The following is a 20,460-nucleotide window of genomic DNA, read 5'->3' on the forward strand; positions in this document are numbered from 1 at the left end:
ACCGTCAGCTCATCTTCGACTGCAGGTAGTTCTGCACACCCACCTTGTCGATCAGGCTGAGCTGGGTTTCCAGCCAGTCCACGTGCTCTTCCTCGGACTCCAGGATGCTCTCGAACAGTTCGCGGCTGACGTAATCCTGGCTGGTTTCGCTGTAGGCGATGGCTTCGCGCAGCAGCGGAATGGCATCCATTTCCAGCTTCAGGTCGCACTCGAGCATTTCCTTGACGTTCTCGCCGATGCGCAGCTTGCCCAGGTCCTGCAGGTTCGGCAGGCCCTCGAGTAACAGGATGCGCTCGATGAGCTGGTCGGCATGCTTCATCTCGTCGATGGATTCTTCGTACTCGTGCTCGGCCAGTTCCTTCAGGCCCATGTCCTTGAACATGCGCGAGTGCAGGAAATACTGGTTAATCGCGGTCAGCTCATTGTAGAGCGCACGATTGAGGAATTCGATGACTTTCTTGTCGCCTTTCATGGTGACCTTCTCCGGTTTCAATACGTCCATCCGGCGCGAAACACGCCGTGCTGGGCGAACTATAGCCAAGCCTTCAACGGCCTGAAGAAATGAGAATGGTTAGTGAATGAGAACGACTTACGGACTGGACCAGGGAACGGCCCGAAGTACCTCAGCCCAGGGCGGGCTCCGGCACGAGTTTGAGCACTTCGCCCGAGCCGGACATGGCCTCGCCCAGGACCTCGACCGCAGTGCTGGTGCATCGACCGCAGGTGATGCTGCAGCCGGTACGACTGGACAGCTGGTTGAGGTCGCGAACGCCTTCCTTCACGGCAGCGTGAATATCGGAATCGGTAACGGCGTTGCAGAGGCAGACGTACATAATGCCTGTATCTTAGTTGTGAATGAGAATGATTGTCAATACCTATCAAGCCGTCTAGAATGCGCCCTGCTGAACGCGAATCATTCTCAAACGACACCTGTCCGTACCAAAATCCTATGAAACCGATAACGCTGACCGCTTCCCTTATCCACGCCATCGCTTTTGCGATGACTGGCACGATAGCGAGCACGGCCCTAGCCGATGACACCGAGCGCTGCCAGCCATCGGCAAAGACCGAAGGCGGCACGGACATCGAATGCCTGGCGCTGGAGCACATCACCATCCTGGGTGATGCCGGCGATGTGAATGACGTGGCCGGCGGCGCCAGCAAGGTCTCGCACGAGGACCTGGAGCGCTTCCAGGCCACCGACGTCGTGCGCGCCATGCGCCAGGTGCCCGGCGTGTCGTTCCAGGTGGAAGACGGTTACGGCCTGCACCCCAACATCAGCATCCGCGGCACCGCGGCCGAGCGCAGCAGCCGTGTCACGCTCCTGGAGGACGGCATCCTGGTGGCCCCGGCGCCGTACACCGCGCCCTCGGCATACTACTTCCCGACGTTCGGCCGCATTCACGCCATCGAGGTACTGAAAGGGCCGGCCGCCATCACCCAGGGGCCCTATACCGTGGGTGGCGCGATCAACCTGGTCTCCACGCCTATTCCGGCGCAGGCCAGTGGCCACCTGCTGGGCGAGTTTGGCAGTGACGACACCTGGCGGCTGCACGGCTGGTACGGCGGCGGCGCCGACGACGGTTTCGGCTGGTTGGTGGAAACCCATCAATGGCAGTCTGACGGCTACCAGCATATCGACCGCAGCGACAGCGATACCGGCCTGGACAAGTCGGACTACCTGGCCAAGGGCCGTTACACGCTGGACACCGGCGATGGTGTCACCCACGTGTTCGACATCAAGCTGCAGACGTCCGAGGAACAGTCCCGGCAGAGCTACCTGGGCCTGACGGACACGGATTTTCATGCCGACGCGCTGCGACGGTACGGCGTGTCCAGCCAGGACGAGATGGACAACGAACACCAGCAGGTGGTCCTGGGCTGGCGCATGGTTTTCGAATCGGGCGCGGAACTGTCCATCGCCGCCTATGACAACGAATTCGAACGCGCCTGGTACAAGACCGAGGCCATCGACTTCGACGGCAGCGCCGATGCGCAGTCCTTCAGCGGAACGGGTTGGGCCAACGTCATCAACGGCATCAATACCGGTACCGGAACGGGGGGTTACGATGCCGGCTTCCTGCAGGCCATTGTCGACGGCGCCGACACCCCGGAAGGTTCGATCCAGGTCCGTAACAATTCACGTGAGTACTACGCCCGCGGCATCCAGCTCATCGGCCAGTTGCCGCTGGAATCGGGCGATGTGCTCCACGGCCTGCAGGCCGGACTGCGCTTCCATCGCGACGAGGAAGACCGGCTGCAGCGCAATGACACCTGGCGCCAGCTCAACGGCCAGATGGTCATCAGCGATGTCGGCCTGCAAGGCAATGCCGGCAACCGCGTCCAGGACGCCGAGGCCTGGGCCACGTGGATCCAGGACCGGATCGAGTGGAACGACTGGACCTTCACGCCGGGCCTGCGTTACGAGAACATCGAACTCAGCCGCCACAACTACGGCACCTCCGGCCCTGACCCGTCGAGCCGGAACGACGACAACCTGTCCAGCTACCGCGAGAACCACGTCGACGTCTGGATTCCCGGCATCGGCGTGATGCGCGACCTTGATAACGGCCTGCAGTTGCTGGCCGGCGTGCACAAGGGTTTCGCCGTGCCGGGCAACTCGCCGGGCACCGACCCCGAGGAAAGCATCAACTACGAGCTGGGCATGCGCTGGGCCGGCCAGGCCTGGCAGCTCGATGTCACCGGCTTCTTCAACGACTACGAAAACCTGGTCGGCACCTGCACTAACTCATCGGGCAGCAATTGCGAGCCCGGTGACGCCTTCAACGGCGAAGGGGTGCATATTCCCGGCCTGGAGGTCTCGGCCTCCGCCTTCCCCGTCCTGGGCAACGTCACCGTGCCGTTGCAGCTGACCTACACGTGGATGGACGCCGAGTTCCAGACCAGCTTCGATTCCGAGTTCTTTGGCGATGTCGAGGCCGGCGACCCGGTGCCCTACGTGCCTGACCATGAGCTCTATGCCTCGGCCGGCATGGAATGGCAGCGCCTGTCTGCCTACCTGGGCGCGAGCTATGTCGACAGCGTGTGTACCCAGGCGGCCTGCGGCGCCTTCCAGGAAACCGACGCCGCGACCCTGTTCGATCTGTCCGCGCATTACCGGCTGGGTGATCAATGGACCGCGTACGTAATAGCAGAGAACGTAACCGACGAGATCTACATCGCCGGCCGTGAACCCTACGGCGCACGCCCGAACAAGCCGCGCAGCGTTTACGCGGGCGTCACGTTCGACTTTTGAGACCGGGCCCCGGCCGTTCAGCCGGTTGAGGCCATGGGCTCCAACAGGGTCAGCGCGCGCTGGTAAACCCGGCGCTTGAAGGGAATGACGTGGGCCACGGGGTACCAGAAGTCGACCCAGCGGTATTCGAAGAACTCGGGTGAATCGGTGGCGTCCAGCGCCAGCCGGGAATCATCGGCCAGCATGCGCAGCAGGAACCAGACCTGCTTCTGGCCAATGCACAGCGGCTTGTGATGACGGCGTAGGTAACGGTTCGGCAAGCGGTATCGCAGCCACCCCGGAGTTGAGCCCAGGATCTCGACATGATGGCTGCGTAGCCCGGTCTCCTCTTCCAGTTCCCGGTACATGGCCTCTTCGGGCGTTTCGTCGGTGCGCATGCCGCCCTGCGGAAACTGCCAGCCATCCTGGTTGGCGCGATGGGCCCAGAACACCTTCCCGTCTTCATTGAGCAGTACGATGGCCACGTTGGGCCGATAGCCGTCAGGGTCGATCACGCCGGAACCCCGGTCGTGCCGGGCCGCCGCCGGCATTGTGTTGGTAGGGCCATGTGCCTGTGTTATTTTGCCGCAGTCGGTAAAATCTTAATCAATCCCGGGATTCTTTCCAATACGATGCCGTTTTCCTCCCAGCGCTGGTTCCTGGGCGCCCTGGCGGCGCTGGCCCTGGGAAGCATCGTGTTTGCCACCATGGTCGGCTCGACGATCAGCGGGCCGGCCGCCTGGCTGGACGCGCTGACGCACCCCGACAGCCACGCCGGCGAGGTGCTCTGGCGCCTGCGCCTGCCCCGCGCGCTGGCGGCATTCGTCGTCGGCGGACTGCTGTCGCTGTCCGGCTGCCTGATGCAGGTGCTGCTGCGCAACCCCCTGGCCGACCCGTACATTCTTGGCGTGTCCGGTGGCGCCGCCTTCTTCACGCTCGCCGGCATGACCCTGGGCATCGCCGCGGTGTGGTGGCCGCCGCTGGCGCTGGCCGGTGCGTTTTTCTCGGTGCTTGTCGTGTTCAGCCTGGCCCGCGGCAGCGGGCCGTGGAGCGGCACCCGATTGCTGCTGACCGGCGTGGTCACCGCATCCGGCTGGGGCGCGCTGATCACATTGCTGCTGGCGCAAAGCGACGACAGCAGCCTGCGCGGCATGCTGTTCTGGCTGATGGGCGACCTGGGCTATGCGCGCCTGCCGGCCTGGGCCGTGGCAGTCCTGGCGCTGTCACTGGTGCTGGCGCTGGGGTTCGCGCGTGGCCTGAACGTGCTGGCCATGGGCGAGACCACCGCCAGGTTGCTGGGGGTATCGACACGTCGCCTGTTGTGGGGCATTTACTTCGTCGCTTCTCTGCTGACGGCGGCCGCGGTCAGCATTGCCGGCAGCATCGGCTTCGTCGGCCTGATCGTGCCCCACCTGGCACGCCTGCTGGTTGGGGCCGACCATCGCGTACTGGTCCCGGCCGCGACCCTGTTCGGTGGTGCTTTCCTGGTCCTGTCCGACACGCTGGCGCGGACCATCATCGCGCCGCGGCAGTTGCCCGTGGGTGTTGTCACGGCATTGCTCGGCGTGCCGCTGTTCCTGTTGCTGCTGAACCGCGCCCGCGTACGTGGGGGCCGCGAATGACGACCACCACGCCCTCCAGCAAGGCCGATCACGGCTTGCGGTGCCATGCACTGGATGTCGAGATCGGTGCTCGCCCGGTGGCCCGTGAGCTGGACCTCGTGCTCCGCCCCGGCGAATTCTGGGGGCTGCTTGGCGCCAACGGCTCCGGGAAGACGACCCTGCTGCGACACTTCGCCGGCCTGCTTCCACCCGCCGGCGGCACGCTGTCGCTGGACGGCCGGCCGCTGGCCCGCTGGCCACGCCGGGAACTGGCCCGCTCCCTGGGGATGATGCAACAACACGCCGACTACGTGTTCGATGCCAGCGTGCTGGATGTCGCCCTCACCGGGCGCCACCCCTACCTGGGCCCATGGCAGCGCGAGAGTCGTGATGACCGTGACCACGCCATGCGTGCGCTGGCAACTGTCGACCTGGCTTCGCTGGCGGACCGGCCGGTGACGCGACTGTCCGGTGGCGAAGCGCGCCGGCTGGCGTTTGCCGCCCTGCTGGTGCAGTCACCGGATACCCTGTTGCTGGACGAGCCCACCAACCACCTGGATTTCCGTCACCAGGTGAGCGTCATGCGTACCGTGGGTAATCATGTCTATGGCGATGGGCGACTGGCCGTGGCCGCGCTGCACGATGTGAACCTGGCGGCGACCTACTGCAGCCACGTGCTGTTGCTTTACGGCGAGGGTGAGTGGCAGGCCGGACCGGCACCGGACCTGCTGAACATGGACAACCTGGAGCGGCTGTACCAGTGCCCGGTCACCGTGGTCGACACCCCGGACGGGCGGCGGTTTCACCCGTCGTTTTCGCGACTCTCCGACGGCCCCTCGGCCGATTGACCCACCCGGGCCTGGTAGTGCCGGCCCAGGAACCAGGCCCCCGTACCCCAGGCCGCCAGAACCGGCAGGTACAGCCAGGTGATCTGCGTGATGCCCAACCCGGCCGTGGTCATGCCCTTGAACAGCCAGCTGGCGGTCACATCACTGCCGCGATAGACGACGGTGTCGATAAAGTTCTTTGACTTGTAGCGCTGCTCGCGCCCCACCACGGTGAACAGCATCTCCTTGACCGGCCCCAGCATGCCGTAGTTCAGCGACCGCTGGGCCACCTGCACCGCGGCGAACAGCACCAGCCCCATGCTGGAGCCCAGGATGACGAAACCCGAGGCCAGCAGCACCGGCGGCACGATGATCGCGCGGCGCATGCCCAGCGCGTCCACCAGCCGGGAAGTCAGGAAGAACTGGAATGCGAAGGCCAGCACCTGCACCACCAGGTCGACCACGGCAAAAAACTCCGTGCGCTCTGCGAAACCAACGATCTCGCGGTCGACCAGCACCGCCAGGCCGTTATACAGGAACGTTGCCGTCAGGTTGTGGGTGAGCATCAGCAGGCAGATCAGTAGCAGGTACTTCGAGCGGAACACCTCGATGGCGCCTTCGAGCACCCCGCCGCCGATGACCTCACCGCCCTCATCGTGGCCGGTGGCGCGCTCGTAGCGACCCATGACCACGGCCATGCCGGTGGCCACCAGCAAGCCGGCCAGGGCCACCATCATGATGCCGGATGCGCCGACATCGGCCACCAGGCCGCGGGTGGCCAGCGGGCCTACGATGGCGCCGATGCTGCCGCCGGCCATGATGGTGGGAAACAGCCGCCGCGCCTGGCCCGGACGGAACACGTCGGTCATGAAACTCCAGAACACCGACACCACGAACAGGTTGAAGACGCTCAGCCAGACATAGAACGCGCGCTGCACCCACGCCGATGTCGCGTCGCCGCTGAAGGCCCAGGCGAAAAAGCCCAGCTGGGTGATGAAGAACAGGTAACTGGCCGGCACGAACACGCCGCGCCGGAATCGCGACACCAGCCAGCCGAACACCGGCACAATCAGCAGCATGCACACGAACGTGGCGGTATAGAGCAGGTGCAGCACCTCGGCGTTGTTGGACGCCACGGTGCCACGTAGTGGCCGCAGCATGAAATAGCTGCCAAGCAGGAAAAAGAAATACGTGAACGCCAGGTCGAAAGCGACCCACTCGCCATGCTGCACCCGGAACAGACGCTCGAACGGATTCTGGTAGCCGCGCTCCGCGGTGGTGTCAGTCAAGGCCCAGGGCTCCCGGCATCAACCGTCCGCCACCATCACGGACTGCCCGGGCTGCAGTCGCTCGTTACCGCGAATCACCACGCGGTCGCCGCCGCGCAGGTCGCCTTCCACCGCGATCCGGTCGGCCGTGCCGACGCCGGTCGTGACCGGCACCTGGCGGGCCGTGTCATCGGCGCCGACAACAAACACGGAGATATTGCCCGGGCGCAGAACCAGGGCGTCACGCGGCACCGACAGCAGTTCCTCGGTATGCGCCATCGGCACGGCCACGCGCAGTGTCTGGCCCACGGGGAAGCGCTGTTCCAGCAGGTCCAGGCGGAGCTCGAACTGGTGCGTATTCAGGTCACCGACGGCGACCACGGTGCGAACCACCGCCTGCGCGGTGGCGGCGCGTGTGCGCAGGTCCAGGCGCTGGCCGGGCTGGACATAGCCGTAGTACTCCAGCGGCGCGCGGGCGATGACCTCCAGGTGCGCCTGGTCGACCACGCGAACCACGGTGCTGCCGACGATGACGCGCTCGCCGGGCGTCATGACCCGCTCGACAACAACGCCATCGAACGGCGCGCGAATGACGGTGCGCGCGAGCTGGTCCTCGTTCTGCGCCAGCCGTGAACGCGCCACGGCCAGGTCGCCGCGGGCCACATCACGGTCCGCGCGGGTCTGCTCCAGCTGCGTGGCCGCGGCCAGGTTGGACTGTGCCAAGCGGTCGAAACGCTTCTCCTCGGCCTCCAGGAACACCAGTTGCGCCTGGGCACGCTCCACCTCCGCGGCCAGCTCGTCGCGCCGGAGCCGCAGGGCCGTGTCTTCAATAGTGGCCACGGGGTCTCCGGCAGCCACGGCCGTGCCGACATCAGCGACGGTGTTCAGGCGCCCTTCCACTTCCGCAGCCAGGCGGGCGTCGTTGCGGCTGGCCACGGTGCCGGGCACCCAGGTCACCGGCGCCATCGGCCGGACCTCGGCCTGGGCCACGCGGACCGTGGCCGGCGGCATCTGGTCCTGGGCCCAGGCGGGCGCCAGCAGGGCCAGCGCCAGGCCCAGCACACCGGTGCGGCGCAGCAGGGAAGGGGTCAGTGTCTTCATCGTCATCATCCTATACGGCCTCCGGCGCGACGTGGGTCTCGGCCGTCTTTTCTTCATTCATGCGCAACAGGCTGGGCAGCAGCAACAGCGTAAACAGCGTGCTGACGGCCATGCCACCGACGATCACCGAGGCCATGCCCCGGTACAGTTCCGAACCGGAGCCCGGCATCAGCATCAGCGGCAGCATGCCGAAGATGCTGGTGGTGGTGCTCATCAGGATGGGCCGCAGTCGCAACCGCACGGCGCTCTCCACCGCATCGCGACGGCTCATGCCTTCGCGCTCGGCGTCGCGGGCGCGGTACACCAGCAGGATGGCGTTGTTGACCACCAGGCCCAGCAGGATGACAAAGCCGATCATCGTCAACAGGTCCATCTGCTGGCCACCCTGCGACATCAGCGCCAGGTCCATCATCCGCAATGACAGGATGCCGCCGACCGTGGCCATCGGAATGGTCATGATCACCAGCAATGAATCCCGGAAGGACCGGAATAGCGCCGAAATCAGCAGGTACAGGATCACCACCGCCAGCGTGAAGCTGCCGGCCATGCTGCGCAGGGTCTCGGACAGCGCCTCGGCGGTGCCGGACAGCTTGATGGTGCCATCCGGCGGCAGCAGCGCGCGGATCTGCGGCAACACCTGCTCGTCGATCACGGTGAGCGCCTCCTCGATGGCCATGGCGCCCGGCGGCGTGATCTGCAGGGTGAGCGTTCGGCGGCGATCCACGCGCTGGATGCTGGACGGCCCGGCGGTGCGTTCCAGCCGCGCCAGTTCGCTTAACGCCAGCACCTCGCCAGACGGCGTCGCCAGCGGCATGGCGGCCAGTTCCTCCGGCGTGGCCCATTCCTCGGCGCGCATGACGATGTTGTATCGCCGCGTGCCATCGAAATACTCGCCCAGGAACGCGCCGTCGCCCAGCGCGCGGACCACGGTCGCCATGCGTGCACGGTTCCAGCCGACCTCGGCGATGGCGCGGTCATCCGGCACCAGGCGCAGTTCCGGCTCGGCCATTTCCAGGCCGGGCACCGGCTGGATACTGGCACCCGGCAGCGCCTGCATGACCGCGAAGAAACCGGCCTGGCCGGCACCCAGCAAGGACTCGAAAGATTCGGCCTGCAGGTCCAGGTTGATCTGCCGGCCACCACGGGCGCCGTTGAAGATCGGCGCACGGCGGGCGAAGCCGAAGGTGTCCGGGAAACCCTGCAGGATCTGGCCATTGAAGAGCCCCAGGAAGGCATCGACTTCGTCCGGATTCACCGCGCGGCCACCCAGGAAAGTACCGAAACTGGGGTCCGAGCCCATGTAGTAACTGCTCAGCTGCATCTCCGCCGTGCCGTCGATATGCGGCGCCAGGCGCTGGTCGATGACATCCATGATCTCGCGCTCACCGGTTTCCACGCCAAGCCCGGGCGGCGCCACCAGGAAGCCGTCGATCCAGTTCTGGCGGCCCTCGGGCAGGTAGTCGGCCGGCGGCTTCAGCAGGATGACCAGCACCAGCGGGACGATGGTCAGCACGCCAATCCACGTCAGCCTTTTCGAGCGCGTATCAGTCCAGCTCATGATGTGGTCGGTGGTCCAGCGCCACCAGTGCTGGTGATGGTCTTCGATACCCGCGCCCTTGACCCAGTTGGCCGCGGCCGAGGGCAGTACGGTCACGGCCACGACCAGGCTGACCGTGACCGCGGCGGAAATCGTGATGGCCAGGTCGGCGAACAGCTGCCCGGCCTCGTCGTCCAGGAACGCCACGGGCATGAAGATGGCCACTGTGGTGGCGGTGGAAGCCAGCAGCGCACCCCAGACCTGGCTGGCGCCGCGCAGCGAGGCCTCGTCGCCATCGCGGCCCTGCTCGCGCTGGCGGAAAATGTTCTCCAGCACCACGATGGCCGCGTCCAGCACCATGCCGGTGGCAAACGCCAGGCCCGCCAGCGAGATGATGTTCAGCGTGCGCCCGGTGATCTCCATGACCAGGAACGAGGCCAGCAGGCACAGCGGGATCGACAGGCCGACCACCAGCGTGGCGCGGAACTTGCGAAGGAACCACCACAGCACTACGACGGCCAGCGCCATGCCCAGCAACAGGTTGTTGCGGACCATGGCGATGGAGGCGTTGATGTAGTCGGTCTGGTCGAAATTCTGTTCGATCTGCAGGCCGACGCGCGGTAACTGCTCGGCCTGCATTTCGGCGATCACGTCCCTCACGCCGGCCATCACGTCGAGCACGTTGGCGCCGGATTCCGGCGACACCGCCATGCCGATGGCCGGCCCGCCGTTCAGATGCAGCACCGTGGTGGGGTCGACCATGGCCATCTCCACGCGCGCCACCTCGCTGAGCCGGATGGGCGTCTGGCCACGCCACTCCAGCACAAGGTCGCCCAGCGACTCCACCGCGTAGCGGCCGGAGAACCGAACCGTGTACTGGCGCCGCCCGACCTCCATGTTGCCGCCGGAAACATCGGTATTGCTGCCCAGCTCACCCGAGACCGCGGTCAGGTCCAGGCCGATGGCCGCGGCCTTGTACGGGTCGAAGGTGATGCGCACCTCGTGCGAGCGGCCGCCAAAGGACCCCACCCACGACACGCCGGCCACGCGCTCGATGCGGGTCACCACGTTGTCGTCGATGTAGTCCTGGTAGCTCTCGATGGGCCGGTCGTTGCCCTCGGTGGTGGAAATGGCGAACCAGCCCATGACCCGGTCGAAGTTGAAACCACCCACCAGGATGCCGGGTTCATCGGCGTCGACGGGGTAGCGCGGCACCTGGTTGAGCCGGTTCATGACCTCGATGAGGGCGCGGTTCATGTCCGTGCCCACGGCAAACTCCAGCGACACCGAGGCCGCGCCATAGTTGGCGTTGGAGGTCATCCGCAACAGGCCCGGGGTGCTGCGCAGGACCGTTTCCTGCGGCTCGATGATTTCAGATTCGATTTCGTTGGGCGCCGACGCGCGCCAGCTGGTGCTGACCAGGATGATCGGCCGGCTGATTTCCGGCGTCATTTCGATCGGCAAACGCGTCATCGCGATCAGGCCGAAGATCGCCAGCAGGATGCCGCCGACAGCCACGGCGACCGGGTTGCCCAGTGAGAGCCGGGTCAGGTTCATTAAAATTCCCCCACTCGCCAGCGACCCATCCGCCGGCTCGAACAGCGGATTGTATCAGCCCATCACGCCGGCAAGCATCGGGATGGGCACGTGCACCGCCGCACAGGTGGCTCGCATCAACTCAAGCTCGGCCGGCCGCAGTTCCCCATCGGCCGTGACGGTCGCCATCAGGGCCTGCACCAGGGCCTGCTTGGCTTCGGGCGACAGTTCATCCAGCCGCGGCAGCACCTTGTCCATGGTTTCGATCCAGTCGTGCACGGCGGGCAGCGCACCGGCGTCCTCGTTAAAGGCCGCTTTGTACCCCGCGGCCCAGGCCTGTGCCGCGGCATCGGCATCTTCGGGCGCGCCGTGCCAGGCCAGCACCGCAATGAGCTCGCGAACCGGCCCGGACAACCGGCCCAGTGATTTGCGCCCAGCCGCGCGCACCCTGTGCGGATTGGTCGACTCCCACAGGTACTGGCGCACCAGTCGGGTCATCAGGTATTCGAACACGTCGATATGCCCATCCACCCGGATCACGCGGTCGATCGCCTCCAGCAGCTTTTGCACGCGTGAGGCCGGGTGGCGCCGCAGCAATGGCAGGGCCGTTTCGAGCAGCGGCAGGCGCTGCGCCGGCTGGGGCAGACCCGACGCACGAATCAGGTGTTGCACGCCGGCCTCGGTATCAGCGCCCATGACCTGGGCGATGGCCAGCAGCTGGTCTTCGCGTGAACGCGCGTCGTCGTGCAAAAGGCTGTACAGCAACATCGCCGGTGCGTGGTCAGGTGAATGCGCGGCCGCTTCCAGCGGTTCCGGCAGGCTCGCCGCCACGGTCGCGGCCATCAGCAGGCGGCTGAAATCCGGGTTGCCGATCTGGTCGATGATGCGACCGGCATCAAACGGACCGGGCTCGGCGGTACTGGCGGCCTGCTCGCGTGCGGCGATCTCGGCCTGGCGCTCCGTCTCGCGCTGGATGCGTTTGGCCAGGGTTGTCAGCTCCTCGGGCTGGAAGCCCGGCTCGACGCGGGCAATACGTTCCATCAGGGGCGGGTGGGTGGCGAACAGGTGTGACACGCGACCCTGGCCGAACAGCATGTGGCCGACCTCCTCGGTGTCGACCTGGAGCTGGGAGCCACCGCTGTAAACCGCGATCTTCTTCAACGCGCCGCCGATGCCATTGGGGTCACGGGTGAACTGCACCGCCGAGGCATCGGCCAGGTACTCCCGTGATCGCGACACCGAAGCCTTGATCCAGCGGCCGAAGAACATGCCGATCCAGCCCACCACGGCCAGGACCACGGCGATAACCAGGATGGGCGCGCCGTTGCGATCGCGGCTGCTGCCCAGGTAACGGCCGTGATAGAGCACTTTGCGGCCGATCAACGACAGCAACAGGATGCCGAACAGCACCCCCATCAGGCGGATATTCAAGCGCATGTCGCCATTCAGGATGTGGCTGAACTCGTGCGCGATCACGCCCTGCAGTTCGCTGCGGTCGAGCTTCTCCAGGGTGCCGCGGGTCACGGCCACGGCCGCGTCCGCGGGCGAATAGCCGGCGGCAAAGGCGTTGATGCCCTCTTCCTGCTCCAGCACGAACACCTCGGGTACCGGCACACCGGAAGCCAGGGCGATCTCCTCGACCACGTTGATCAGCCGGCGCTTGAGCGGGTCGCGGGTATCGGGCTCGATGGGTGTGCCACCCAGCTGCCGGGCGACGTCTCCGCCACCACCGCGCAGGGAAATGGTCTTGAACAGGCTGGCGAAACCGATCACCGCGCCCGTGGCCATGCTGGTCGCACCCAGCAGGGGCGCATTCTGGCGCAGGCCCTGGGCAGAAAACGGACTGACGCCCTGTTCCAGCGAGGTGAATCCGAAGGCCAGCATCAGCGCCAGGTCGACGGCGGCGATGATGGCCAGCACGGCCAGGATGAACAGGAACACCAGCCAGCGGGTATGCCGCCGCGAACGGTCCTGGTGTTCGAAGAAATTCACGTCATGCCCCGGTCAGGCATCCCCCCTGTCGCCGGCCCGAAGTCAGAATTCGACCTTGGGCACCTCGCGCTTGGCCTCGTCCTCGATCTCCAGCAGTTCCGCCGGGCCGAAGTTGAACCAGCCAGCGAAGAAGTTGTTGGGGAAGGACTCGCGCAGCGTGTTGTAGCTCATCACCGAATCGTTGTAGGCCTGGCGGGCGAAGGCCACCTTGTTCTCCGTGGTGGTCAGTTCCTCGGAGAGCTGCATCATGTTCTCGTTGGCTTTCAGGTCCGGGTAGGCCTCGGACAGCGCGAAAAGGCGACCCAGGGCGCCGGAAAGGCCCTGCTCGGCCGCGGCCAGCTGTTTCATCGCCTCGGGGTCACTGGGGTCGGCAGCCGCCTGCTTCAGGCCGGCCACGGCCGTGTTGCGGGCGTTGATCACGGCCTCGAGCGTCTCGCGCTCGTGGCTCATATAGCCCTTGGCGGTCTCGACCAGGTTGGGTATCAGGTCATGACGGCGGGTGAGCTGCACATCGATCTGCGCGAACGCGTTCTTGTAGCGATTGCGACTCGCCACCAGGCGGTTGTAGATCGAAATCGCGAACACCACCGCCGCGCCGACCAGCAACAACAGAATCCAGCCCATATCCTTAACTCCCCTACCGTCAGGTCAATGTTCCAAGCATAGCAAAATGGGACGGCCAGAATACGTGCCGCAAGTCACCGGGCGCGACGCCTGGCGCGGAGGCGCGTAACGGTGTCCCCGGACTCGCTGTGAATACGTCCCTGTACGCTCATCGGCGGCATCCCTGCCGCCGAAGGTCCGGGGACACCGCTACCCACCTCCGCTCGTGTCACGCGGAGATTGGCTGGTGAAAGCCGCAGGTTCGCACCGCCTGCGCACGAGTTAGCCGCTGATGGGGCGTCACGCTTGCGGGGTTGGGTTGCCCGTGTACCGGGCCTTCGGCGGCAGGGATGCCGCCGATGAGCGATCCAGGGATGGACTTGAGCGCGCCCGGTACGCGGGAAACCCATCCCCGCAACCCGCGACGCGGCCCGTCAGCGCGAGAGTTTGGCCCAGGTGTCGCGAAGGGTCACGGTGCGATTGAAGACGGGCTTCTCCGCCGTGCTGTCATCATCCGGGGTGAAGTAACCGTTGCGCTCGAACTGGCGGTAGGCGGGGCCACCGCCTTCGAGGGCAGCGGGCTCGACCCAGGCCGTGTCGATGACGGTCAGCGACTCCGGGTTCAGGTGCTCGAGGAAGTCGGTGTCCTTGTCGGCCAGCGGGTTCGGCACGTTGAACAGGCGGTCGTACAGGCGCACCTCGGCGGCGACCGCGTGCTTCGCGGATACCCAGTGGATGGTGCCCTTGACCTTGCGATTGGCGCCTGGCATGCCGCTGCGGGTGTCGGGGTCGAACTCGCAGTGCAGTTCGGTCACTTCGCCGGCGTCGTTCTTGATCACGTCCACGCACTTGATAATGAAGGCGTTGCGCAGGCGCACCTCGCCGTCCGGCTTCAGGCGGAAGTACTTGCGCGGCGGCTCTTCCATGAAGTCGTGGCGCTCGATCCACAGTTCCCGCGATAGCGGCACCTGCCGTGTGCCCATGGACTCATCCTTGGGGTGCAGCGCGGCCTCGAGGAACTCTTCCTCGCCCTCGGGGTAATTCAGCAGCACAACCTTGATGGGGTCCAGCACGGCCATGGCGCGTGGGGCGCGGTCGTTCAGGTCGTTGCGGATGGCGTTCTCGAGCACGCCCATGTCGATGATGGACTCGGACTTGCTCACGCCCATCTCGCCCCAGAAGGCGCGGATGGATTCCGGCGTATAGCCGCGGCGGCGCAGGCCGGCAATGGTCGGCATGCGCGGGTCGTCCCAGCCGTTCACGTGATCTTCTTCGACCAGCTGGCGCAGCTTGCGCTTGCTCATCACCGTGTAGTTCAGGTTGCCGCGCGCGAACTCGATCTGGCGCGGCTGGCTGGGTGCCGGGATGTGCTTCAGGTACCACTCGTACAGCGGCCGGTGATCTTCAAATTCCAGCGTGCACAGGCTGTGGGTGATGTGCTCGAGCGAATCCGACTGGCCATGCGCCCAGTCATACATCGGGTAGATGTGCCAGGTGTCGCCGGTGCGGTGGTGCGCCGCGTTGATGATGCGGTACAGCACCGGGTCGCGCAGGTTGATGTTGCCGGCGGCCATGTCGATTTTCGCCCGCAGCACGTGCTCGCCATCGGCAAACTCGCCGGCCGCCATGCGCTCGAACAGGTTGCGGTTCTCGGCCACGGGCCGGTCGCGGTACGGGCTGTGGGTGCCCGGCTCGGTCAGCGTGCCGCGCTGGGCGCGGATGGTGTCGGCATCCTGGCTGTCGACATAGGCCAGGCCTTCATCAATCAAATGCAGGGCCCACTCGTACAGCTGCCCGAAGTAGTCCGAGGCGTGGTGCAGCGCGTCCCACTCGAAACCCAGCCAGCGCACGTCGTTCATGATCGACTGCGCGAAGTCCTCGTTTTCCTTCAGCGGGTTGGTGTCATCGAAGCGCAGGTGCGTGCGACCGCCGAACTCGTCGGCCAGGCCGAAGTTCAGGCAGATCGACTTGGCGTGACCGATATGCAGGAAACCATTCGGTTCCGGCGGGAACCGGGTGACAATGGATTCATGTTTGCCGCTGTCGAGATCGTCGATCACGATGTTGCGGATGAAGTTGGTATTCTGGGTGGGTTGTTCCATGCTGGATATCGCAGTTGCTGCCGGGTCTTTGCCAACCCGGTGGTCGAAGCGGTAAATTCTATCGCAATCCGCGCCGCGGCCACCATGAAAGCGGCGCGCCAGAACCATAAAACCAGAACGCACGCACACCGGGAAGTCCACTCATGTCCGAAAAGAAGAAGGCCAGTCTTACCACGCGCATCCTCATCGCCATGATCCTCGGCGCCATCGTCGGCGGGATCATCGGTGCGATGGGCAACCCTGACTGGGCCACGATCTGGCTGACCGAGGGCATTTTCCGGGTCGTCGGCCAGGTGTTCATCTCGCTGCTGCAGATGCTGGTGGTGCCGCTGGTGTTCGTGTCACTGGTCTGTGGCTCTTCGGCCCTGTCGGACCCCAAGGTGCTGGGCCGGGTGGGCGGCAAGACCATCGCGCTCTACCTGCTGACCACCGGAATCGCGGTCACGCTGGCGCTGGGCGCCGCGCTGCTCTTCAAGCCGGGAGTCGGTGTCGAAGCCGCGGCGGCCACGCCGGCCAGCATCGCCGCCGGCTCACCCTTCACCCAGGTCCTGATCGACATGGTGCCGAAGAACCCGGTCGCCGCCATGGCCCAGGGGCAGATGTTGCCGATCATCCTGTTCTCGGTGCTGCTGGGCATTGCCATCACGCTCAGCGGCGCGCGTGGCCAGCGCATCGGCGCCTGGTTCAATGACATGAACGAAGTGATCATGAAACTGGTGGGGCTGGTCATGCGTTTCGCGCCTTACGGCGTGTTCGCGCTGATCGCCATCCTGGCCGCCACCAGCGATTTCGCGGAACTGAAGAAGCTTGGCAAGTACGTACTGCTGGTCTTCGCCGTGCTGTTTGTCCACGCGCTGGTGGTCTACCCGACCCTGCTCGTGCTGGTCGGCCGCCTGAACCCGTGGATGTTCCTGTACAAGATGCGCGCGGCCATGCTGTTCGCGTTCTCCACGGCCTCCAGCAACGCCACCCTGCCGATCACGCTGGAAACCGTCCGCAAGCGCCTGGGCGTCAGCAACAAGGTCGCCTCGTTCACCGTGCCGCTGGGCGCGACCATCAACATGGATGGCACCGCCATCATGCAGGGCATCGCCACCGGCTTTATCGCCCAGTTTTACGGCATCGAGCTGGGCGCTGGCCAGTTCCTGATGGTCGTGGTGATGGTCATCCTGGCCTCCATCGGCACCGCCGGCGTCCCCAGCGTGGGCCTGATCGTACTGGCCGGCGTACTGTCCCAGGTGGGCCTGCCCGCCGAGGGCATCGCCATGATCCTGGGCATCGACCGCGTGCTGGACATGACCCGTACCGCGGTCAACATCACCGGCGACGCCACCGTTACCACGCTGGTGGCCAAGAGCGAAGGCGAGCTCGACCTGGACGTGTTCAACGACCCCGAAGCCGGCGCGGATTTCGAAAGCGCCACCGATGAAGCCGAGGCACCGCCAGAACGCCATTAAGGACCACACCCCAAGGGATATGATCCATATACAGACCATGTGAGCGGATTATGGTCTATTTATGGGTCATTATGCATTGACTGACCCCGACTGGACTGGTAATTTGGTTCATATGGCGTCCATAAGGCCGCCATATGACCCATATAAAGACCAGTGCTGGCAATGCCAAAGTCCATTAAACGCACCTATTCAAGATACAGCCGCGATGCCACCGCGTTGCTTGGCGGATTGATCCGTGCGGCCCGCAAGGAACGCAAACTGACCGCGCAGGAGCTGGCTGACCGCGCGGGAATTTCCAGGGGCCTGCTGCAGCGCATTGAGAAGGGCGACCTCAAGTGCGAAATCGGCGCTGTCTTTGAAGTGGCCACCCTCGTCGGCGTAAGACTCTTTGATTCCGACGAGCCCACGCTTGCCAGGCACCTGGGCCAGACCAGGGACAAACTGGCCCTGCTGCCGAAATCCGTCCGCAAGAAGCGCGCAACGGTGCAGGATGACTTCTAGTGACTACAGGGAGGCATATGTCTGGATCTGGCTACCGGACGAGACCAGGCCCGTCGTCGCCGGAAGACTGGAAGCCGACAACGGCAATATCCAGTTCAACTACGGCAGAAGCTACCTTGAGCGAGTAGGCGACCCGCCCGAAGCCATACCCATTTACGAACCCGAGTTGCCGTTGCGGGCCGGAGCACTGCCACTCCCCGAAGGTTTGACCATGCCCGGCTGTATTCGCGACGCCGCTCCCGATGCATGGGGTCGGCGCGTGATTATCAACCGAATGCTGGGGCCAGGGGCCGCCGGAGTGGATACAGCCGAGCTGGGCGAACTGACCTACCTGCTGGAGTCCGGCTCCGACCGAATCGGCGCGCTGGATTTTCAGCGTTCACCGACTGAGTACGTCCCGCGATCCGCGGACAACGTCAGCATGGAAGAACTGATCGAATCCGCTGACCGGGTTGAGAAAGGCCTGCCGCTGACCCCCGAGCTGGAACAGGCGTTGTTCCACGGCAGCGCCATTGGCGGCGCGCGACCCAAAGCCCTGATCCAGGACAGCGGCAAGAAGTACGTCGCGAAATTTTCTTCCAGCACTGACCTTTACAGCGTCGTAAAAGCAGAATTCATCGCCATGCGGCTGGCGCACATTGCCGGGCTGGATGTCGCACCGGTTAAATTGGTCAGCGCGGCCAACAGGGACGTGCTGCTGATCGAGCGTTTCGACCGTCGGCCCAAAGACGAAACCTGGACACGCAGGGCAATGGTATCCGCGCTGACCCTACTCGGACTGGACGACATGATGGCGCGCTACTCCAGCTACGAAACGCTGGCAGAAATTATCCGTCACCGCTTTACCCACCCAAAAAAAACGCTACGGGAACTGTTCTCCCGGCTGGCCTTCAACATCCTATGCGGCAACACCGATGACCACGCGCGCAACCATGCCGCGTTCTGGGACGGCGCATCATTGACGCTGACCCCCGCCTATGACATTTGCCCTCAAGGCCGTACGGGCAACGAGGCATCACAGGCCATGCTGATATCCGGCCATAACAACCTGAGCCAGCTAAAATCCTGCCTCGAAGCAGCGCATCACTTTCTGCTCTCCGAACACGAGGCCCGCGCCATCTTCACCCACCTGTCAGACACCATCGAAAGCCACTGGCACGCCGTTTGCGCAGAGGCGCAACTCAGCGAAGTCGATAAGAAGCTTTTCTGGAAAAGGCAGTTTCTGAACCCGTTCTCAACCGAGCAATAGGTACCTGCCATGAGAATGCGGGCCGGCCGTTGCCGCCCGAGGCGCTGTCGCGCACCCGGTCGACGTGGTTGAGGGCGTCGTACTCGATATCCACCGTGCGGCTGCCCAGCTTCTTCTGCTTGATGTTGCCCAGTGGGTCGTACGTGTAGCTACCGGTGCCCCAGGGGCCGTAGGCGGAGTCCAGGCGGCCAGCGCCGTCGTAGCCGAACACGCGGTCGTAGGCGTCATCGAACTGGGCAACGATGTCCGTGACCCGGCCGTTACCGTCGTAGAAGTAGTTCAGGGTCTCGCCGTAGCTCGCGATCGAATCCACCAGCTGGCGGGCGTTCAGGCCCTGGGCGTAGGGCTCGTTGTTGCCTCGCGTCAGCGAGGCGATCTTGCCGTTGGGGTGCCAGGCGATATCGCGAACGTAGCCGCCGCCGTCGTGCCCGATGCAGGACGCTCGGCCCAGGCCGTCGTTGTAATAGGTGTAGGTGTTGCCGCTGGGGTACACCAGTTCGTCCATACGGCCGTGGTCGTCCCAGTGCGGGTCGTAGACATAGGTCTGGCCGTCGACGGTCAGGGGCGCCTGGAGGCGACGATCGACCCCGACGATGCCAGGCGCCGTGAACTCTCTGTTCCCCGCTCAATGGCCGCAGAGGTGGGCAGCGTAGAACAGATGTTCATGTCGTTCCGCCTAAAGGCACATGAAAGACTCCAAAACATACTGTGCCGTCTCGACGAGCCGGGCAGCTGAGGCCGCGTCCGGCAGAATTCTTTTGTAATCAGTTTCAGTTCAGCGACGAGTATTCGTGTTCCGCGCTGATGACGCTGTGGGGCATGTTGGCCATCAGGTGGCTGAACTGCTCGCCGCTGACGTGCACCAGGTGCTCGTGGTCGCCGGCCTCGACATAGATGTCGGCGTTGCCGTCGAGCTGGTCGTCCCAGATGACGTCCAGGCCGTAGGCGTCGCTAAACGCCGGCACGGCACCCAACTCGCAATCCCGGAACAGCGGCTGCAACTCGGATTCCGCGGCCAGCCGCATGCTACGACCCAGCGAGTCACGGAGCCAGCCGAAGTCCACACGGTTACGTGACGGCACCACGGCAACCACGTAGCCGCGGTCGTCTTCGAGAACGACGGCCTTGGCGACCTGGCTCTCGGGGACATGCGCGGCATGGGCCGTCTCCAGCGCGGTGCGCGAATGCGCATGCTCCAGGACGTCATACTCCACGTCGCGATGCTCAAGGTAATTCTGAAGTGATCTGGCGATGGCCATGGCCAACCTCCTGTCTATTTCAAGGAACGGCCGACCCACCCCAAGTATAGCCCGCCATTTTTTGCCCGCCCGTTGACCCCTCCGGGGTAATGTGCTTCCGGCAGCGTCGTGGCGGTGGGGGACTCACGGGACTGTACGTGGCCATGGATGGCCACGTCCAAGCGATCCATGGACGGACTTGAGCGTGTCCCG

General features: G+C 64.9%; 17 protein-coding genes. 6 read left to right on the top strand and 11 right to left on the bottom strand.

Going from position 1 to position 20,460, the window contains the following annotated elements:
- Nucleotides 1-4 precede the first annotated feature (4 nt).
- Nucleotides 5-472 carry a bacterioferritin gene (bfr, locus tag F3N42_RS15380; protein WP_150865811.1) on the bottom strand — a complete coding sequence of 156 codons (468 nt, stop codon included), beginning with the start codon at nucleotides 470-472 and terminating at the stop codon, nucleotides 5-7.
- A gap of 151 nt (nucleotides 473-623) precedes the next feature.
- Nucleotides 624-833 carry a (2Fe-2S)-binding protein gene (locus F3N42_RS15385; protein WP_150865814.1) on the bottom strand — a complete coding sequence of 70 codons (210 nt, stop codon included), beginning with the start codon at nucleotides 831-833 and terminating at the stop codon, nucleotides 624-626.
- Between the two features lie 167 nt (nucleotides 834-1,000).
- On the opposite strand from F3N42_RS15385, the gene F3N42_RS15390 reads away from it, so the two are divergent.
- Nucleotides 1,001-3,256, top strand: a complete 2,256-nt coding sequence (locus F3N42_RS15390; protein ID WP_150865816.1) for a TonB-dependent receptor family protein — start codon at nucleotides 1,001-1,003, stop codon at nucleotides 3,254-3,256.
- Between the two features lie 17 nt (nucleotides 3,257-3,273).
- On the opposite strand, the gene F3N42_RS15395 is transcribed toward F3N42_RS15390, so the two are convergent.
- Nucleotides 3,274-3,786 carry an RNA pyrophosphohydrolase gene (locus tag F3N42_RS15395; RefSeq protein WP_224784980.1) on the bottom strand — a complete coding sequence of 171 codons (513 nt, stop codon included), beginning with the start codon at nucleotides 3,784-3,786 and terminating at the stop codon, nucleotides 3,274-3,276.
- Nucleotides 3,787-3,867: 81 nt separating this feature from the next.
- On the opposite strand from F3N42_RS15395, the gene F3N42_RS15400 reads away from it, so the two are divergent.
- Both F3N42_RS15400 and F3N42_RS15405 read left to right on the top strand, forming a co-directional pair.
- Nucleotides 3,868-4,857, top strand: a complete 990-nt coding sequence (locus F3N42_RS15400; RefSeq protein WP_150865822.1) for a FecCD family ABC transporter permease — start codon at nucleotides 3,868-3,870, stop codon at nucleotides 4,855-4,857.
- Nucleotides 4,854-5,684, top strand: a complete 831-nt coding sequence (locus F3N42_RS15405) for an ABC transporter ATP-binding protein (RefSeq protein WP_150865825.1) — start codon at nucleotides 4,854-4,856, stop codon at nucleotides 5,682-5,684. Before F3N42_RS15400 ends, F3N42_RS15405 begins: the two co-directional genes overlap by 4 nt.
- Here F3N42_RS15405 and F3N42_RS15410 read toward each other — a convergent pair.
- The 6 genes from F3N42_RS15410 to F3N42_RS15435 form a co-directional block, all read right to left on the bottom strand.
- Complete coding sequence (locus tag F3N42_RS15410) at nucleotides 5,639-6,952, bottom strand: NTP/NDP exchange transporter (protein WP_150865828.1); 1,314 nt, start codon at nucleotides 6,950-6,952, stop codon at nucleotides 5,639-5,641. The two genes, F3N42_RS15405 and F3N42_RS15410, sit on opposite strands and share 46 nt — an antisense overlap.
- 18 nt (nucleotides 6,953-6,970) lie before the next feature.
- On the bottom strand, nucleotides 6,971-8,032 hold the full coding sequence (locus tag F3N42_RS15415; protein ID WP_191621477.1) for an efflux RND transporter periplasmic adaptor subunit: 1,062 nt from the start codon (nucleotides 8,030-8,032) through the stop codon (nucleotides 6,971-6,973).
- A gap of 10 nt (nucleotides 8,033-8,042) precedes the next feature.
- Complete coding sequence (locus tag F3N42_RS15420; protein WP_150865834.1) at nucleotides 8,043-11,126, bottom strand: efflux RND transporter permease subunit; 3,084 nt, start codon at nucleotides 11,124-11,126, stop codon at nucleotides 8,043-8,045.
- A gap of 54 nt (nucleotides 11,127-11,180) precedes the next feature.
- Nucleotides 11,181-13,097, bottom strand: coding sequence for a M48 family metallopeptidase (locus tag F3N42_RS15425; RefSeq protein ID WP_150865837.1), 1,917 nt, complete (start codon nucleotides 13,095-13,097; stop codon nucleotides 11,181-11,183).
- Nucleotides 13,098-13,139: 42 nt separating this feature from the next.
- Nucleotides 13,140-13,721: a LemA family protein gene (locus tag F3N42_RS15430; RefSeq protein WP_150865840.1), complete on the bottom strand. Its 582-nt coding sequence runs from the start codon at nucleotides 13,719-13,721 to the stop codon at nucleotides 13,140-13,142.
- A 413-nt stretch (nucleotides 13,722-14,134) separates the two neighbouring features.
- Nucleotides 14,135-15,802: a glutamine--tRNA ligase/YqeY domain fusion protein gene (locus F3N42_RS15435; protein ID WP_150865843.1), complete on the bottom strand. Its 1,668-nt coding sequence runs from the start codon at nucleotides 15,800-15,802 to the stop codon at nucleotides 14,135-14,137.
- 143 nt (nucleotides 15,803-15,945) lie between these two features.
- On the opposite strand from F3N42_RS15435, the gene F3N42_RS15440 reads away from it, so the two are divergent.
- The 3 genes from F3N42_RS15440 to F3N42_RS15450 all read left to right on the top strand — a co-directional run bounded on the left by F3N42_RS15440 (nucleotide 15,946) and on the right by F3N42_RS15450 (nucleotide 19,009).
- Entirely contained in the window at nucleotides 15,946-17,259 is a 1,314-nt protein-coding gene (locus tag F3N42_RS15440) for a dicarboxylate/amino acid:cation symporter (RefSeq protein WP_150865846.1), read from the top strand.
- Between the two features lie 162 nt (nucleotides 17,260-17,421).
- Nucleotides 17,422-17,760: a helix-turn-helix transcriptional regulator gene (locus tag F3N42_RS15445; protein WP_150865850.1), complete on the top strand. Its 339-nt coding sequence runs from the start codon at nucleotides 17,422-17,424 to the stop codon at nucleotides 17,758-17,760.
- Complete coding sequence (locus F3N42_RS15450; protein WP_150865853.1) at nucleotides 17,750-19,009, top strand: type II toxin-antitoxin system HipA family toxin; 1,260 nt, start codon at nucleotides 17,750-17,752, stop codon at nucleotides 19,007-19,009. The genes F3N42_RS15445 and F3N42_RS15450 overlap by 11 nt, the downstream gene beginning before the upstream one ends.
- Here F3N42_RS15450 and F3N42_RS15455 read toward each other — a convergent pair.
- Nucleotides 18,942-19,514: a hypothetical protein gene (locus F3N42_RS15455; RefSeq protein WP_150865856.1), complete on the bottom strand. Its 573-nt coding sequence runs from the start codon at nucleotides 19,512-19,514 to the stop codon at nucleotides 18,942-18,944. The genes F3N42_RS15450 and F3N42_RS15455 overlap by 68 nt on opposite strands.
- A gap of 265 nt (nucleotides 19,515-19,779) precedes the next feature.
- A complete protein-coding gene (locus F3N42_RS15460) occupies nucleotides 19,780-20,268 on the bottom strand; it encodes an aminoacyl-tRNA deacylase (RefSeq protein ID WP_150865859.1) in 489 nt (162 codons plus the stop codon).
- Between the last annotated feature and the right edge of the window lie 192 nt (nucleotides 20,269-20,460).

This window comes from Marinihelvus fidelis (genome assembly GCF_008725655.1).
Lineage (GTDB): Bacteria > Pseudomonadota > Gammaproteobacteria > Xanthomonadales > SZUA-36 > Marinihelvus > Marinihelvus fidelis.